The 15,671-nt window shown below is 60.1% G+C and carries 15 protein-coding genes; 5 read left to right on the forward strand and 10 right to left on the reverse strand.

All coding sequences use genetic code 11. The features are described from left to right. Positions 1-19: 19 nt before the first annotated feature. Positions 20-802, reverse strand: coding sequence for an aldolase (locus ACO6VD_RS15550; RefSeq protein WP_422420293.1), 783 nt, complete (start codon positions 800-802; stop codon positions 20-22). Positions 803-961: 159 nt separating this feature from the next. Between ACO6VD_RS15550 and ACO6VD_RS15555 the strand changes: the two genes are divergently transcribed. Both ACO6VD_RS15555 and ACO6VD_RS15560 read left to right on the forward strand, forming a co-directional pair. Beyond that, positions 962-1,504, forward strand: a complete 543-nt coding sequence (locus ACO6VD_RS15555) for a helix-turn-helix domain-containing protein (protein WP_422420295.1) — start codon at positions 962-964, stop codon at positions 1,502-1,504. A 5-nt stretch (positions 1,505-1,509) separates the two neighbouring features. Next, a complete protein-coding gene (locus tag ACO6VD_RS15560; RefSeq protein WP_422420296.1) occupies positions 1,510-2,295 on the forward strand; it encodes a helix-turn-helix domain-containing protein in 786 nt (261 codons plus the stop codon). On the opposite strand, the gene ACO6VD_RS15565 is transcribed toward ACO6VD_RS15560, so the two are convergent. Next, a complete protein-coding gene (locus ACO6VD_RS15565) occupies positions 2,284-2,871 on the reverse strand; it encodes a LysE family translocator (RefSeq protein ID WP_422420297.1) in 588 nt (195 codons plus the stop codon). The genes ACO6VD_RS15560 and ACO6VD_RS15565 overlap by 12 nt on opposite strands. Before the next feature lie 369 nt (positions 2,872-3,240). On the opposite strand from ACO6VD_RS15565, the gene ACO6VD_RS15570 reads away from it, so the two are divergent. Then, positions 3,241-4,812 (forward strand): TerC family protein, encoded by a 1,572-nt coding sequence (locus tag ACO6VD_RS15570; RefSeq protein ID WP_400172738.1) that lies wholly within the window; start codon positions 3,241-3,243, stop codon positions 4,810-4,812. Here the strand turns inward: ACO6VD_RS15570 and rarD are convergent. Together rarD and ACO6VD_RS15580 are read right to left on the reverse strand one after the other, a co-directional pair. After that, positions 4,775-5,662, reverse strand: coding sequence for an EamA family transporter RarD (rarD, locus tag ACO6VD_RS15575; RefSeq protein WP_422420299.1), 888 nt, complete (start codon positions 5,660-5,662; stop codon positions 4,775-4,777). The two genes, ACO6VD_RS15570 and rarD, sit on opposite strands and share 38 nt — an antisense overlap. Positions 5,663-5,694: 32 nt before the next feature. Next, positions 5,695-7,275 carry an EAL domain-containing protein gene (locus ACO6VD_RS15580; protein ID WP_422420301.1) on the reverse strand — a complete coding sequence of 527 codons (1,581 nt, stop codon included), beginning with the start codon at positions 7,273-7,275 and terminating at the stop codon, positions 5,695-5,697. Between the two features lie 308 nt (positions 7,276-7,583). Here ACO6VD_RS15580 and hppD point away from each other — a divergent pair, with 308 nt between their 5' ends. Further along, positions 7,584-8,660, forward strand: coding sequence for a 4-hydroxyphenylpyruvate dioxygenase (gene hppD / locus ACO6VD_RS15585; protein WP_400172741.1), 1,077 nt, complete (start codon positions 7,584-7,586; stop codon positions 8,658-8,660). A 58-nt stretch (positions 8,661-8,718) separates the two neighbouring features. On the opposite strand, the gene ACO6VD_RS15590 is transcribed toward hppD, so the two are convergent. Together ACO6VD_RS15590 and ACO6VD_RS15595 are read right to left on the reverse strand one after the other, a co-directional pair. Next, entirely contained in the window at positions 8,719-9,522 is an 804-nt protein-coding gene (locus ACO6VD_RS15590) for a CSS-motif domain-containing protein (RefSeq protein WP_422420303.1), read from the reverse strand. 109 nt (positions 9,523-9,631) lie between these two features. After that, positions 9,632-10,336, reverse strand: coding sequence for a type 1 glutamine amidotransferase domain-containing protein (locus tag ACO6VD_RS15595; RefSeq protein WP_422420305.1), 705 nt, complete (start codon positions 10,334-10,336; stop codon positions 9,632-9,634). A gap of 153 nt (positions 10,337-10,489) precedes the next feature. On the opposite strand from ACO6VD_RS15595, the gene ACO6VD_RS15600 reads away from it, so the two are divergent. Then, positions 10,490-10,948, forward strand: a complete 459-nt coding sequence (locus ACO6VD_RS15600; RefSeq protein ID WP_422420307.1) for a nucleoside deaminase — start codon at positions 10,490-10,492, stop codon at positions 10,946-10,948. On the opposite strand, the gene ACO6VD_RS15605 is transcribed toward ACO6VD_RS15600, so the two are convergent. The 4 genes from ACO6VD_RS15605 to ACO6VD_RS15620 all read right to left on the reverse strand — a co-directional run bounded on the left by ACO6VD_RS15605 (position 10,945) and on the right by ACO6VD_RS15620 (position 15,094). Then, positions 10,945-11,898, reverse strand: coding sequence for a lysylphosphatidylglycerol synthase domain-containing protein (locus ACO6VD_RS15605; RefSeq protein ID WP_422420309.1), 954 nt, complete (start codon positions 11,896-11,898; stop codon positions 10,945-10,947). The two genes, ACO6VD_RS15600 and ACO6VD_RS15605, sit on opposite strands and share 4 nt — an antisense overlap. Further along, positions 11,895-13,106: a cardiolipin synthase ClsB gene (clsB, locus tag ACO6VD_RS15610; protein WP_422420311.1), complete on the reverse strand. Its 1,212-nt coding sequence runs from the start codon at positions 13,104-13,106 to the stop codon at positions 11,895-11,897. Before clsB ends, ACO6VD_RS15605 begins: the two co-directional genes overlap by 4 nt. Further along, positions 13,103-13,885 (reverse strand): endonuclease/exonuclease/phosphatase family protein, encoded by a 783-nt coding sequence (locus ACO6VD_RS15615; RefSeq protein ID WP_422420315.1) that lies wholly within the window; start codon positions 13,883-13,885, stop codon positions 13,103-13,105. The genes clsB and ACO6VD_RS15615 overlap by 4 nt, the downstream gene beginning before the upstream one ends. Positions 13,886-14,041: 156 nt before the next feature. Then, complete coding sequence (locus ACO6VD_RS15620; RefSeq protein ID WP_422420313.1) at positions 14,042-15,094, reverse strand: tetratricopeptide repeat protein; 1,053 nt, start codon at positions 15,092-15,094, stop codon at positions 14,042-14,044. Between the last annotated feature and the right edge of the window lie 577 nt (positions 15,095-15,671).

A 15,671-nucleotide genomic window follows, 5' to 3' on the forward strand; every position in this document is an offset into this window, starting at 1 on the left:
AAGGCAAAGGGACGAACAATCAGCTCAGGCAGTCGGCATGCACCCGCAGGCACTGCCGCGCATAGTAGTTGAAGGCTGCGCTGTGGCGTTTGGGGCGGGAGATCCAGTCGTGGGCTTCGCGGCCCAAGGCCGGCTCGATCGGTTTCACCTCACCCGCGGCCATGGCCAGCAGCTGCAGCTTGGCCGCACGCTCGATCAACTGGGCGATGACACAGGCTTCCTCGATGCTCGCGCCGGTAGACAGCTGACCGTGGTGAGAGAGGAGGATGGCGCGTTTGTCGCCCAGCGCGGCGCTGATGATTTCGCCTTCTTCGTTGCCCACCGGCACACCGGGCCAGGCTTCGAGAAAGGCACAGTCCTCATACAGCGGGCACAGGTCCATGTGCGAAACCTGCAGCGGCACTTCAAGCATCGACAGGGCGGCGACGTGGGTAGGGTGGGTGTGAATGATGCAGTTCACATCCGGGCGTGCCCGGTACACCCAGCTGTGGAAACGGTTGGCCGGGTTGGGCATGCCCTGGCCTTCGAGCACCTCAAGGTCCTCATTGACCAGCAACAGGTTGCTGGCGGTGATTTCGTCGAAACCCAGTCCCAGTTGTTGGGTGTAGAAGGTGCCAGGTTGTGGTCCGCGGGTGCTGATTTGCCCGGCCAGGCCCGAGTCGTGACCGTTGTCGAAAAGAATTCGACAGGTCAGGGCCAGCTTTTCCCGTGCAGTCCACGTATTATCGGCAAGCGAGCCTTGCATCTGTGTAAGGGCCTGCTTGATCAGTTGGTCCTTGGGCAGTGCCAGAGTCTTGGCCATGGGGATATCCTCGATGGTGTAGAGAAATGTCAGGCTGGCCCGCCCCGGTTACTTGGAAGGTGAAGGGGCGGTTAAGCAAATGACACAAAAAAGGATAAATGACACAATGTGTCATTAGCAAGAAAAAGCTTGCCCGTGGCACTGGGAAAATTGCACCACATGTCTATCCGATTGAAATTGCTGAGAAAAAAACTGGGGATCACCCTGGAAGTGTTGGCCGAAAAATCCGGCATGACCAAGAGTTATCTGTCCAAGGTCGAGCGTGGCCTGAACACGCCGTCGATTGCCGCCGCGCTGAAGCTGGCGCGGGCGCTGAGTGTCAATGTCGAAGAGCTGTTTGCCGAGGATTCATCCGGCCAGGCGCGTTTCAGCCTGGTACGCCGCGGTGAACGCCAGGCCCTTTCCGGCAGCGCCCAGGGGCCGGGCTATGCGGTGCTGGCCAACCATATCGGCAGCCGCAGCCTGCTGCCGTTCATTATCAGTCCACCCTCTGATTTCAGCGATTCAACCTTCAAAGAGCACCTGGGCGAGGAGTTTCTGTTTGTGCACGAGGGCCAGGTGGAAGTGGACTTCATGAATGAACGGGTGATTCTTGAACGTGGTGATGCCTTGTACTTCAATGCGCAGACGCCGCATCGGCTGCGCTCGTTAGGGGATGTGCAGGCGCAATTGCTGGTGGTGGTACATGATGCTGAGGACTGATGTCCATGAGCAGTCACTCTCGATTCTGGCGTGACCCGGCGCTGCCTTTCATCGAGGCGCGCAGCGTCGATGACGGGCGCAAAGTCTGCTATGCGCCGCATGCCCACGAGAATTTCTCAATTGGCGCAATTACCGGCGGCCGTAGCACCTATGTGAGTGGCGATCATCATCAGCAAGTCACGGCGGGTACCGTGGTGTTGATGAACCCGGGCGTGGTGCACACCTGCAACCCGATCGAGGGTGAACCCTGGTCCTATCTGATGCTGTATGTCGATCTGCCCTGGATGCAGGCCTTGGGATTTCAGCCGTTCGAAGTGCTCAGCAGCCAGTCGCAGGCGCTGTATCAGAGTCTCTGCCAGATGCATGCCTTGCTGCTGGATGAGCAGTTCAGCATCGTCAGCAAGCACGCCGCATTGCGTATTTTTTTCAGTGAGCTGATCCAGCAATTGCCCTGCACAAACCCGGTTACGCCTCAGGTCAATCCGCGCTTGTTGGCCGCCGCGGCCTTTATCCGTGAGCACTGCACCCAGCCCCTGCGTCTGCAGGACATTGGCGAAGCAGCCGGACTGTCGACCTCGTACCTGATCCGCGCATTCAAACAGCACTTTGGTCTGACCCCGCACGGCTACCTGATCGACCAACGGGTGCAATATGCCCGGGCGCGCCTGCGCCGTGGCGGGTTGATTGCCGAGGTGGCTCTGGAAGCGGGGTTTGCCGACCAGGCGCACCTGCAACGGGCGTTCAAGCGTCAACTGGCGGCAACGCCGGGGCACTATCGCTCAGCCCACTAGCAAGTACGCCGCGCTGGCCACCAGTAGCGCCGCCAATACACGGTTGAACACGCGTACCCGTTGGGGGTTGCCCAGGTACTGGCTGATGACGCTGCCAGCCCAGGCCCAGCTGGCGATAGACAGGTAACAGATGACAAAGTAGATGCCGGTGAACTGCCAGAGCAGGGCGGTTTCGCCTTCACCGACGTAGGCGCCGACACCGGCCACGCAGGCCAGCCAGGCCTTGGGATTGAGCCACTGCAGGGTTGCCCCGGCGAGCATCGAGGGGGCTGCAGGGGCGCTACTGGTGGTCAACTCGCCGCGGTCGCTGGCCAGCTTCCAGGCCATGTACAGCAAAAATGCCACGCCGCCGGCATGCAGCACCTGGGTCATGGCCGGCCAGTAACGCAGCAGTTCGTGCAGCCCAAGACCGATCAGCACCAGCAGCAGGCTGAAACCCAGGGTTGCGCCGGTGACATGCCGCAGGCTGGCACGCAAGCCATGGCGGGCGCCGCTGCCCAGGGCAACGATGTTGACCGGACCGGGAGAGATGGAAGCGGCCAGCGCGAAGGCCGCCATGGACAGGGTCAGACTCATTAGTGTTCATCCTGTAGTAAAGGTGAACCCAGTCTGCTGGCTTCGCTGGCGCGGGTATTGAAGGAAATTACCCTGTGGGAGCAGGCTTGCCCCGCGATCGGGCGCGTAGCGGCCGTAATTTCTGAGGTTGCGGTATTTCTGTTACACCATGTCGCTTAGATCGCGGGGCAAGCTCGCTCCCACAGTTCGTACAGAATTTGAAATAGTTTTGCGCTATAAGAAAATCCTGCTGCAATTGTAGGATCTCTTCCCCAATTGATCTTAGGTTGATATGACTTCGTTCTCGGAGCCCCCCAGTACCTGGCCGTCCTGGCCATTCTCCCGTCCCCGTGACGTTTCCCCCCAGTTCGCAGCGATGAGTACCTTTGCATGGAATGGCTAGCCGATCCCACGGCGTGGCTGGGCCTTGCCACGCTTATTGTTCTGGAACTGGTGCTGGGTATCGACAACCTGGTGTTCATCGCCATTCTTGCCGACAAACTGCCGCCGCATCAGCGTGACCGTGCGCGGATCATCGGCCTGTCGCTGGCGTTGATCATGCGCCTGGGCTTGCTGGCCAGTATTTCCTGGATGGTGACCCTGACCGCACCTTTGATCGAGGTCTTCGGCAAGAGCTTCTCCGGTCGTGACCTGATCATGCTCTTCGGTGGTGTGTTCCTGTTGTTCAAGGCCACCATGGAGTTGCACGAGCGCCTTGAGGGGCATGTCGCCCAGACTAATGGCAACGCGCGCCATGCCGCATTCTGGCCGATCGTGGCGCAGATTGTGGTGCTTGACGCGGTGTTCTCGCTGGATGCGGTGATCACTGCCGTGGGCATGGTCGAACAGTTGTCGGTGATGATGATCGCGGTGATCTTCTCCATCGGTATCATGATCGTCGCCAGCAAACCGCTGACACGCTTCGTCAACAGTCACCCGACTGTGATCATGTTGTGCTTGGGCTTTTTGATGATGATCGGCTTCAGCCTCACCGCTGAAGGCCTGGGCTTCCATATTCCCAAGGGTTACCTGTATGCGGCGATCGGCTTCTCGATCGTGGTTGAGCTGTTCAACCAGATCGCCCGGGCCCGGCGCAAGCGCAGCTTGCAGCAGCACCGGCCGTTGCGTGAGCGTACAGCCCATGCGGTGTTGCGTCTGTTGGGCGGGCGTCGCATCGAGGCTGACGAGGTAGGAGAGGAGATTGCCGATCTGGTCGAAGGCGGTGAGGAGCATGTGCTGTTCGATCGTCGCGAACGCATCATGATCAGCGGTGTGCTGAATCTTGCCGAGCGTCCGATCAAGACGCTGATGACCGTGCGCGCCAAGGTCGATGCCATCGACCTGGCGCAATCGGCCGAGGAAATCCGTAAGGCACTGATGCATTCCTCTTACTCGCGGTTACCGCTGATCCGTAATGGCCGTATCGAAGAGCCGCTGGGCTTCGTGCACAAGAAGGAGTTGCTCAAGGAACTGCTGGCTGGCAACGAACCGGATCTCGAAAGCCTGGTGCGCGCACCGCTGAACCTGCTGGAGAGTTTCAGCATCCTCAATGCGCTAGAACAGATGCGTAACGAGTCGACCCACATCGCCTTTGTGGTCAACGAGTTCGGCGACTTTACCGGCGTCCTGACCATGACCGACATCCTCGAGTCCATCGCTGGCGAGCTACCCGATGCCAGTGAGGTCGAGGGGCCGGGGATAGTCGAGGATGATCAGGGTTTTGTCGTCAGCGGCGCGCTGAACCTCAGTCAGATCCAGGCACGCATCGGCTTCGCGGCCAAGCCGACCGAGGACTACCAGACCCTCGCCGGCCTGGTGATGAGCCTGCTTGATCGCTTGCCGATGGTCGGTGACAGTCTGCAGTGGAATGGCTGGCAGATGACCGTGGTCGCGGTGGAGGAGCGCCGGGTTCGCGAGGTGCGTCTCAGGCCGAACGACGCTGGTGACGCAGCAGGTGCTTGATGCCTTCAAGGATCAGTACCAGCACTGCCAGCCAGATCGGCAGGTAGGTCAGCCACTGGTCGGGACCGATGGTCTCGCCCAGTAGCAGGGCCACCGCCACCAGCAGCACGGGTTCGACATAGCTGAGCAGGCCGAACAGGCTGAACGCCAGGAGCCGGCTTGCCAGCACGTAGCAGATCAGCGCCATCGCGCTGATCACTCCCAGCAAGGGAATCAGTCCATACAGCGCAGGATGCTCGGCCAGGTCCTGGGTGCTCAACGGGCCCTGAATGACAAAGTACAGTGCGGTCGGCAGCAGCAGGCACATGTCGGCCCACAGGCCGCCCAGGTGATCAGTGCGGCATTTGCGCCGGAGGATGAAATACAGCGGGTAGCCGATGGCGACCAGCATCGTTTCCCAGGCGAAGCTGCCATGCTGGTACAGCTCATGACCGACACCGGTTGCGGCACAGGCCACTGCCACCTTCTGCAGGCGCGACAGGCGTTCGCCATAGACCAGGCGCCCGGTCAGGACCATGGTCAGTGGCAGCAGGAAGTATCCCAGCGACACCTCCAGGCTACGCCCGTGCAGGGGCGCCCAGAGGAACAGCCAGAGCTGCACGCCCATCATAGATGACGTCCCGAACAAACCCAGGAGCAGTACGGGCTTTTCCCGTATGCGCTTGAGCAGGCCGGTAATCAGTGGCCAGTCCTTGCTCAGCAACATGAACAGGGTCAGGCAGGGCAGGGTCAGCAGGGTGCGCCAGCCAAACACTTCCTCGCCGTCCAGCGGGGCCAGGAGCGAGGTGTAGAAATACATCACGGCGAACAAGCAGGACGCCATGACCGATGAAACAATACCTTTGGACACGAGGGCCTCTGTTGCAGGTAAAAGAAGGGCGCTTAGCCACCCTGAGTCAGGACCTGGGTGTCAGTCGTTGACCGCAGACCTTGCGCTTCCAGGGCCTGGATGAAGGCTTCGGCCGACATCGGCCGGGCAAACAGGTAGCCTTGCTGGAAATCGACGTTGTGCCGGGCCAGGTAGTCACGTTGCGCTTCGGTTTCCACCCCTTCGGCAACAATCCCCAGCCCCAGCTTGCTCGACAGCTCGATGATACTGTCGAGGATATGCAGGGACAGCGCATCGCCGCCAATCATCGCCACGAAGCTCTGATCGATCTTCAGGTAGTCGACCTGGAACTGGCGCAGGTAAGCCAGGCTCGACTGCCCTGTACCAAAGTCGTCCAGGGCAATCATTACCCCCAGCTTGTGAAGCCCGGCGAATAACGCATGAGTGACCTCGCTCGGGGCGATAAGCTTGCGCTCGGTCAGTTCCAGGGTCAGTCGCACCCGACCCTTGGGGAAGGCCGCGAGAAATGCCTGACAATCATCGAGCAAGGCCAGGTCCTGGCAGTGATCGGCGGTAATGTTGATGCCGATGTGAAACCCGTCGTCAATGCGCTCGGCATACGGGGCCAACACCTGGGCTGTGCGGGCAAAAAGCTGGCGGGTCATGGGCACGATCTGGCCGCTGTGTTCGGCATAGGGGATGAACAGGTCCGGGCGCACCAGGCCCTCACGCGGGTGTTGCCAGCGCATCAGCACCTCGACACCGGCCCAGCGATAGTCGCCACTGCGCACCACCGGCTGGAAGTACGGGACGAACTCTTCGGCCTCGATGGCGCGCTGCAGTTCGGCGCGTGGTGAACTGGCCCGGCGCAGTTGCCAGTAGCAGGTCGTCGCTGCGATGGCACCGAGCAGTACCAGCAGGCCCAGCATGGCCGGGTACTCGCTGCGCATTTGCTGGCCAACCGTGCCCTCGGTGTAACCGCTGTGAATGGAGAAGGGGTAGCGCGTCGACGCATACTCGGTGGCGGCTACTGGCGATATTGGCGCGGCGCCGGTATGCACGCGCCCGCTGCGGTCTATCCAGTGCTGGCCGACTTGCAGAATCAGATGATTGTCGTTGCCGAGCAGGTACAGGGCGCCGATCAGGTGATCGCCATCAACAGTGGTGATCGCTGCGCGTTCGCCTTCGGCCACCCGGTACACCAGCAGAGGATGTCCGGGGGTGACCGAGTTGCCGTCCATCAGCCACAGGGTGCCCTGAACATAGTCACTGACGTTGACCGGCTCGCTGTAGGGGCCGAACAGTGAATTGCAATACAGCTCGCCGCGATACTCCAGATTGGTGGATCGCACGAAGGCGCGGCGGGTGACCTGATCACGCAGGGCCAGTTTTTCTTCGACGCAAGGCTGACCCGCCAGGGGCAACAACTCCCTGGCCGCGCTGGCGGCATTGTCGAGGATGCGCTCTATCTGATTGCCGACCCTGCGCGCAGTGGCTTCGCTACGGTTGTGCAACTCGCGTTCGGATTGCCACTGCATGATCAGCAGTCCGCAGAGGATGGGCAAGGCACCCACCAGCCAGGGCAATATGGATCGCCAGAGGCGCAGAGGGCGGTGTTTTACCGATAGGGGCATGGCGACTAACCTGAAAAGACAGAGCTGTGCAGAGGATAGCCGTACGTCGGAATTGTGTCTGAACTTAAAGTGCGACAAATTGGATTACGCAATGTAGAATCCTCTTACGCATACAATAATAAGGTTCCTCATCACCGAGGAATCAACCCGCCGAGAATGGGTCCATATGAAGTGTCATGGGTTCAAGCTGATCTATGGTGACTACCTCGCACGCAGTGTGAGGGGCATCTCCTGCGCGCCGCCATCTTCGCTCGACATCGATAGCAAGTAATCACCGTTTTTAGCGCTTTGATGATGAGGTAATGAGCATGGCCGACATTTTTGAAAACCCGATGGGCCTGATGGGCTTCGAATTCATCGAGTTCGCATCGCCAACCCCTGGCGTTCTGGAACCGATCTTCCAGATCATGGGCTTCACCAAGGTGGCGACCCACCGTTCCAAGGATGTGCACCTGTACCGCCAGGGCGACATCAATCTGATCCTCAACAACGAGCCGAAAAGCATCGCTTCGTACTTTGCCGCCGAGCACGGTCCGTCGGTGTGTGGCATGGCCTTCCGCGTGCGTAATGCCCATGAAGCCTACGCCCGTGCGCTCGAGCTGGGCGCTCAGCCGGTGGAAATCGAAACCGGTCCGATGGAGCTGCGCCTGCCGGCGATCAAAGGTATTGGTGGCGCGCCGCTGTACCTGATTGACCGTTACGAAGAAGGCAGTTCGATCTATGACATCGACTTCAACTTCATTGAAGGTGTCGACCGCCACCCGGTCGGTGCCGGCCTGAAGATCATCGATCACCTGACCCACAACGTTTACCGTGGTCGCATGGCCTACTGGGCGGCGTTCTACGAGAAACTGTTCAATTTCCGCGAAATTCGTTACTTCGACATCAAGGGCGAATACACCGGCCTGACGTCCAAGGCCATGACTGCACCAGACGGCATGATCCGTATTCCGTTGAACGAAGAGTCGTCCAAGGGCGCCGGGCAGATCGAAGAGTTCCTCATGCAGTTCAACGGTGAAGGCATTCAGCACGTGGCCTTCCTCACCGATGACCTGCTCAAGAGCTGGGATGCCCTGAAGAAGCTGGGCATGCGCTTCATGACCGCACCGCCGCAGACTTACTACGAGATGCTCGAAGGCCGCCTGCCAGGTCACGGTGAGCCCGTGGACCAACTACAGGCACGGGGCATTTTGCTCGATGGCTCTTCGCAGCCGGACGACAAGCGCCTGCTGTTGCAGATTTTCTCGGAAACCCTGATGGGGCCGGTGTTCTTCGAGTTCATCCAGCGCAAGGGTGACGATGGCTTCGGTGAAGGTAACTTCAAGGCGCTGTTCGAATCCATCGAGCGTGATCAAGTGCGTCGTGGTGTGCTGAACGCCGAGTAATCGGACTTAGTCATAGCAAAAGGCCACTAAGGATATCCTTAATGGCCTTTTGCATTTGTCAGTGGCGGTCATGAGTTGAGCGCGATCGTGCTCTTCTGAACAACCCCCAGTAACCGGCTGCCGACGTGATGATGCCAACCAGCAGCAACGAGGGTAAGGCCGACTGTATCGCTTGGCGAATTGCGCGCCAGGATTCTCCGTCAGAATAGCCGGCATGCACGATGTATCCATGCTTCTCTGAGGTGAGTTGCAGGGTGTTTTCGGCATGGTTGGGCACTCGGTAATACTCGCCGTTGCCTGTTGCCCATACATAATGCTCACCGAACTGCAGGCTCAGCACTACGGAATTCTGGAATCCGAACAACTCTGCTTGCAGAGGTTGGAGATATGCGACTGTGACAGCCGCATAGGCGTCTGTGCGTAGACGGTACATCAGGATGTACGCGCCCGGAGTTGTTCTGACGCTGGGGTAGATGCGCAGGCGGTCGCTGACATAGCTGCCCGGGGAGATCTGGAAATCAGTCGAGCCAAAAAGGCTGCTGCAATATATTGTCTCGCCCTTTTTCAGTGCCACGGAGCGTACGTTCGGTTGTTTGGCCGCTTCTTTGCGCAACTCTGGCAATATTCCTTCGCAGGGCTCGCCTGTAAGGCTTAACGCCTGGCTGGCGGTGACATGCAGGGTGTCGATAACCCTGTCGATGGCGTAGACGGCTTCACGTGCCGTCACCGCAATTGTTTCCTCTTGTTTGCGGTCGACTTGCAGTATCAGTACAAGCAAACCACAGGCGACCGGCGCCAGACCGATCAGAAGGGTTATCAGGAACTCGACCAGGCTTCGCCCGGCGTGGGAGTGGGGAACCATGGTTATAGGCCTCTATGCTGAACCAGGGGATCAGCATAGAGAAGTGAACCTGATGCGCCTGTAGTCCCTATTGTTGGCGGTTGTAGTACTCTTCAGCTTCACGCCAGGTTCAAGCGTCCCTTCGTTCTGCCAGTACCTTAAGAACCAATTTAGCTACCGCTGCTCCGGAGGCTGGATTCTGCCCGGTGATCAATCGACCCTCTTTCTGATCGGCGATGGCAAACTCTTTCCAGGGGTCTTCTGCCTTGCGGTAGATTCCGCCTCGAGCACTCAGTTCGTTCTCGGTCAGATAGGGCACCACTTTGTCCAGTTCGGCCAGTTGTTCTTCAATATTGGAGAAGCCTGTCACTTCACGGTCCCTGACCAGCAGCGTGTTGTCGCTTAGCTTGATGTTGAGCAACCCAACCGCACCATGGCACACCGAAGCGACAATGCCGCCATCCTCGAAAATACGGCGGGCGAGGTCTTGCAGCCCGGCATTGTCCGGAAAGTCCCAGATTACGCCGTGTCCGCCGGCATAGTAGATCGCGTCGTAGTCCTGAGCCGTGACCTGGCCCGGGCTCAGGGTAGTGCCCAGGCGGTTCATGAAGGACTTGTTGTTGTACCACTCCCAGTCTATGTCTGCGGCCATGTTCAGGCTGTGGGGGTCTATGGGTACATAGCCACCCGTTGGGCTAAGGTAATCGACCTTGTAGCCGGCTTTCTCGACGATGTCGACGAAATGCACTGCCTCACCGAGCCAGAGTCCGGTGGCTCGTTTAAGGGTCGGGTATTTGGCTGTGTTGGTCAGGACCACCAGAATCTTCTTGCTCATCACCAGGCTCCCTTCACTGGATCGGACCCGGTCCGCCCGGATCACCAAGGAAAACCCCTACAGCATAGTAGTCGCTGGCCAGGTTGCCATTCCTGGCTGGCGGTATGCTAGCCTTGCTGGAATCCTGAATCTGACATTGGAGTCAACAGCCTCATGAGCAGCACCCCATTGCAACCGGATGAATTCATGCAGGCCGCCATCGACGAGGCGCGCAAAGGACTTGAAGAAGGCGGGATCCCGATCGGTTCGGTGCTGGTGCACCAGAGGCAGATTATCGGTCGCGGGCACAATCGGCGGGTGCAGTCCGGCAGCGCGATTCTGCATGGCGAAATGGATGCGCTGGAGAATGCTGGCCGACAGCCTGCCACGGTTTATGCCGATTCGACGCTGTATACCACCTTGTCACCCTGTGCGATGTGCAGTGGCGCGATCCTGTTGTATGGAATCAAGCGAGTGATTGTCGGTGAAAACCAGACATTCCTGGGGGAAGAGGAGCTGCTCAAGTCCCGCGGTGTGTCGCTGCAGGTGCTTCACGACCACTCGTGCATCACCATGATGAAAGACTTCATCGCGACCAAGCCAGAGCTCTGGGATGAAGATATCGGCCGCTAGGAACGTCCGTCAGCGGTGCTGGCGCGCTGACTGGCCAGACGCTCCAGGAGCAGATAGACCAGCCCCGCCAGCAGCAATGGCAATAGAAAATACACGGCTCGGTAGCCGATCAGCGCCGCCAGCAGGGTACCTTTGCCATAGTGAGCGTGCAGCAAGGTCAGAAAGACTGTTTCCAGCACACCCAGACCTGCCGGAATATGGGTGATGACGCCAGCGATACTGCTGATCATCAGCACTGCCAGGATGGTCGGGTAACCGACCTTGTCCGGAAGCAGGCTGTAGACCACCAAGGCCATCAGCGCCCAGTTAGTGGCCCCCATCAGCAGTTGCAAGAGGGCCATGGGCAAGCTGGGCAGGGTAATTTCATGGTCGCGCAGTTGCCAGGTCCGGCGGCGTGCAAAACGGCAGGCCAGCAGGTAGGTCAGCGCTATTAGTAGCAGCACCAACCCGATCACACGCAGGCCATCGCTACCGATTTCAAACCCTTCGGGAAGGCGTGGAAGCCCACAGAGAAACAGGGTGCCGGCGAGAAAAAAATAGCCTGACCAGTTGGTGAGTAAACCCAGGCTGAGAATCCGCGTGACGGTCGCTACCGATAAACCAAGCCGGGTATACAGCCGATACCGCAGGGCAATAGCTCCGACCCAGGCGCTGAGGTTGAGGTTGAAGGCGTAGCAGACGAACGCCAGGGGCAGTACCTGGCGTGCCGGCAGGTGATGACCGGTATAGCGCCGCCCGATCAGGTCGAAACTGCTGAACAGGGCAAAACTGCAGGCGCTGATCAGCCCCGCCAGCACCAGTGTCTGCCAGCGGTAGGAGGCGAGCGCATGGCGAACCTCCTGCCAGTCGACATTCTTGAGCAAGGTGTATAACAACACCGGGACCAGAATGAAAAAAGCCAGGGTGAGGAGCTTTCGGGCGCGATGCCAGTGTCCAGAGTTCATGTTCATGTGGTCTTGCCTGTGGGCTGCTGCTCGCGCAACAGCGGTTGCAGACGCGGCACATGGGCCGGCAGCCAGCCGACCATGGCCGGGAAGTGGCGGATGAAGTGGAAACTCAGGAAGATAAGCGGCGCCCGCCACCAGTAACCACGAAGCACGCGTTGCAGGCTGACCGGCTTGCAACGGTGTATGCAGAGATCTTGCAGGTGTTCATGCAAGCGCTCGTTGAGCGGTTGGTCATGGATCACCAGGTTGGCCTCAAGGTTCAACGACAGGCTCAGGGGGTCGAGGTTGCTTGAACCCACGGTCGACCACTGGCGGTCGACCAGGGCCACCTTGCCATGCAGCGGTCGCTCGCAGTATTCGAAGATGCGCACACCGTCGCGCAGCAGATAGTTGTAAAGCAGCCGCGAACACAGGCGCACCAACGGCATATCGGGCATACCCTGGAGCACCAGTGTCACCTTCACGCCGCGGCGGGCGGCATTGCGCAAGGTGCGCAGCAGCCGATAGCCGGGAAAGAAATAGGCATTGGCAATGACGATGCGTTCGCGGGCGCCGTCCAGGGCCTTGAGGTAATGACGCTCGATATCGTTGGGATGATCCTGGTTATCGCGAATGCACAGCATCATGCTGGCCTGATCGCTGTCAGCGGCCAGTGGCAGGGCGCGCTGCCACCAGCGACGACTGCGTCGGCGCAAGCGTGCAGTTTCGTCGAGCAGCGCCAGGGTCGCGTCACGCAGGTCGGCGACAATCGGCCCACGTACCTGCACGGCATAATCCTGCTTGGCCATGGGGCCGAAGTCTTCCAGATGGTCGGCGCTGTAGTTGATGCCGCCGACGAAGCCGACTTCACCATCGATCACGATGATTTTGCGGTGCAGGCGGCGAAACAGATTGGTGCGCATGCCCAGGCGTTTGGGGCTCGGGTCAAACGCCTGTAAATGGACGCCGGCGTCACAGAGCGCCTTGACGTAGTCGTGACTCAGGTCGGCAGTACCGAAGCCATCGACCAGCATCTCGATCCGCACCCCGCGCTGCGCTGCGGCGATCAGCAACTGTTGCAACTGGCGGCCGACCTTGTCTTCGAAAATGATGAAGGTTTCCAGGAGGATCTCTTCGCGCGCCTGTTCAATGGCCGCGAACACGCTGGGGAAATAGTCCTCACCATTGATCAGCAACTGAACCTGGTTATCCGTGCGCCACTGTCCGTTCACCAGCGCACCTCCACGGCCAAAGGCAAGTGATCGGACAAATGCGTCCAGGGCTTGCGCGACATCACTTTGGGCGCGTGGGCCCGAGCGTTGCGCAGGTAGATGCGGTCCAGGCACAGCAACGGCCAGCGCGCCGGGAAGCTGCGCGCCGGTCGGCCATAGGCCTGAGTGAATACTTCGTGCAGGCCGCAGTCGCGCAGTTGCGTGTCGGCGCGTCGGCGCCAGTCATTGAAATCGCCCGCGACGATAACCGGGGCCATGGCCGGCAGGCTGTCGAGCAACTGGCACAGCAGCTGGATCTGCTGCTGGCGCTGGCGTTCATCCAGGCCCAGATGGACGCAGATGGCATGCAGTTCGAGCGCTTCGGGCAGCGCCAGCACCGAGTGCAGCAAACCACGCTGTTCCCTGCCTTTGACGCTGATATCGAGATTGTCGTGGCGCAGGATCGGGTACTTGGACAGCAGGGCGTTGCCGTGCTCGCCATCGGGGTAGACCGCATTGCGTCCGTAGGCGAACACCGGCCACAGGCTGTCGGCGAGGAACTCGTACTGCGGCACATCCGACCAGTTGCGGTGGCGCCGGCCATGATGACGGTGGCTGCCGAGCACTTCCTGAAGAAACACCAGGTCCGCGTCCTCACTGCGCACCGCTTCGCGCAGTTCGGGCAGGACATAGTGGCGGTTCAGTGGGCTGAAGCCTTTGTGGGCATTAACCGTCAGTACCCGTAGATGGTCCACTGCGGGTGCATTGGCCAGCCTGTCGGCGGGGAGTGCCGGGTTCACTGCACGTTCGCCATGGGGCAACGAATCGGTCACATCGGGCGTCCTTTGATAGGGCCGGACAGTGTTCGCCTGAGGCGCTTACTGTCGCTGCACTATCACTGGACCACGGCGCGCAGGAGGGGGTTCAACCGTATTGCCCAATGGTCGCTTCTGCGCCTAAAGCCCTTGCTGCACCAACGGATCGTCGGGGTTCAACTGCTCCAGCTGGGCCAATAGCACCTGGACATTCTGCATTTGCCCGGTTTCTTTCCAGTAGTCGATCAACAACACCCTGGCCTTGCGGTTGGCCGGATCCCGGGAAAGCAGCGCTTCGAGCTGCTTTTGCGCGGGCTCCACCTGCTCGAGCTGGTGCAGGCTGGTGGCCAGGGTATAACGGTAGTCATTGTTGTCCGGGTCAAGTTCCAGGGCTCGGGCGAAGGCCAGCAGGGCATATTCGTCCTGGCCATGGCGCAGCAGCCAGCGTCCCAGTTCGTGCTGCAGGAAGGCCGAATCCGGTCGCTGTTGCAAGGCAGTGGCCAGGACCTGGCGCGAAGCATCGGTCTGGCCCTGGCGCTCCAGCAACTGGACCTGCACGGCGAGGGCCTGGAGGTTGTCCGGATCCAGCTGCAGGGTTCTGTCCACGGCGGCAGCGGCTTCCTCGAGGCTGTTCTCGTGCAGATGAAGCTCGGCCAGGTGCAACTGTGCGGCAGGGTCGTCAGTCTGCTGCGCGAGTACCTGCTGATACTGCTCCAGCGTGTGCTGCAATGGGCCGAAGTACAGGCCGATATCGTCTGGCCCCAGGCCCATCAGGGCATCGACCACGGCAAAGCGTACGCTTTGCTCTTCATCTTCGAGCAGGGGGCCGAGCATCAGGCTGCGTTGAGCGCCGGGCAACATTGCCTGGATACTGGCAATCGCCGCGCGGCGGACCAACGGATCGTCGTGCTGCAAGTCGCGGTTGGCCAGCTTCAGCGCCAGCGGCGAGGGGTAATTGGGCAGCTCGGTGTACAGGCCGGCACGGCGGATGGCGGAAAGATCGGTACGCCCCAGTTGCTGGTACAGCACCCTGGCCGCGCCTGGCTGGCCGTTGTGAGCCATGGCCAGGGCCATGGAGTAGGTGTGTTTGAGCGTCGGCGCAGGTGCCGGGCTGTCGTCGCGCCAGAAGTATCCACCAAGACCCAGCACAACGAGCAGGATCAGGCTGATAAAGGTGAATTGGCGCTGTTTCATAAAGCAAAAAGAGACATGGGTGGATCCGGGACTCGCGGCAGGCAAGGGTATCAGCTTGGGACAGTGGAAGGGGCGCGTCAAATGCTCCAGGTAGACCCTGCGCTCACAAAAAAGATTCTTTACGGAATTCCGGGGAGTATGACCGTGGGCCTCGCCTGGATTGGATTACGGCTGTGAGCTTATCCATTCGTTGTGGCGCCGCTGCCGGCCCCTTCCGCCCTTACGGCGGCCTACTTTCCTCTTGGGGAAAGTAGGCAAAGCCGCCTGCTCCTGCATACGGCCCTACGCTGCGCTCCGGGTCCCTTCGCTCCGGTGTCCTCCAGGGGCATCGCGGCCTACGACTTGCTTCGCCAAGTCTACGACTCGCGAACTTCGGCCAAGGCCGAAGGGTGCTGCGCACCAGCCCCCTCCGGACACCTCCACTCAGCCTCCTGAAGTCGACACCTCCACTCAGCCTCCTGAAGTCGCAAAGTTACGGGCGGCGCCTGTGCTGACGGATCTTCGAAACCAGACCCTGGCGGAGCCAGGCTGATGCCATCGCGGGGCAAGCCCGCTCCCACCGGGTTAGCTGGTCTCC

The sequence above is a fragment of the Pseudomonas sp. GZD-222 genome (genome assembly GCF_049310525.1).
Taxonomy (GTDB): Bacteria; Pseudomonadota; Gammaproteobacteria; order Pseudomonadales; family Pseudomonadaceae; genus Aquipseudomonas.

Coding starts and splice junctions, on each gene's coding strand:
- ACO6VD_RS15570 (WP_400172738.1), top strand. CDS start 3,241: ATGGAATGGCTAGCCGATCCCACGGCGTGGCTGGGCCTTGCCACGCTT.
- ACO6VD_RS15560 (WP_422420296.1), top strand. CDS start 1,510: ATGAGCAGTCACTCTCGATTCTGGCGTGACCCGGCGCTGCCTTTCATC.
- ACO6VD_RS15565 (WP_422420297.1), bottom strand. CDS start 2,871: ATGAGTCTGACCCTGTCCATGGCGGCCTTCGCGCTGGCCGCTTCCATC.
- ACO6VD_RS15590 (WP_422420303.1), bottom strand. CDS start 9,522: ATGGTTCCCCACTCCCACGCCGGGCGAAGCCTGGTCGAGTTCCTGATA.
- ACO6VD_RS15595 (WP_422420305.1), bottom strand. CDS start 10,336: ATGAGCAAGAAGATTCTGGTGGTCCTGACCAACACAGCCAAATACCCG.
- ACO6VD_RS15605 (WP_422420309.1), bottom strand. CDS start 11,898: ATGAACATGAACTCTGGACACTGGCATCGCGCCCGAAAGCTCCTCACC.
- hppD (WP_400172741.1), top strand. CDS start 7,584: ATGGCCGACATTTTTGAAAACCCGATGGGCCTGATGGGCTTCGAATTC.
- ACO6VD_RS15580 (WP_422420301.1), bottom strand. CDS start 7,275: ATGCCCCTATCGGTAAAACACCGCCCTCTGCGCCTCTGGCGATCCATA.
- ACO6VD_RS15600 (WP_422420307.1), top strand. CDS start 10,490: ATGAGCAGCACCCCATTGCAACCGGATGAATTCATGCAGGCCGCCATC.
- ACO6VD_RS15550 (WP_422420293.1), bottom strand. CDS start 802: ATGGCCAAGACTCTGGCACTGCCCAAGGACCAACTGATCAAGCAGGCC.
- ACO6VD_RS15620 (WP_422420313.1), bottom strand. CDS start 15,094: ATGAAACAGCGCCAATTCACCTTTATCAGCCTGATCCTGCTCGTTGTG.
- ACO6VD_RS15555 (WP_422420295.1), top strand. CDS start 962: ATGTCTATCCGATTGAAATTGCTGAGAAAAAAACTGGGGATCACCCTG.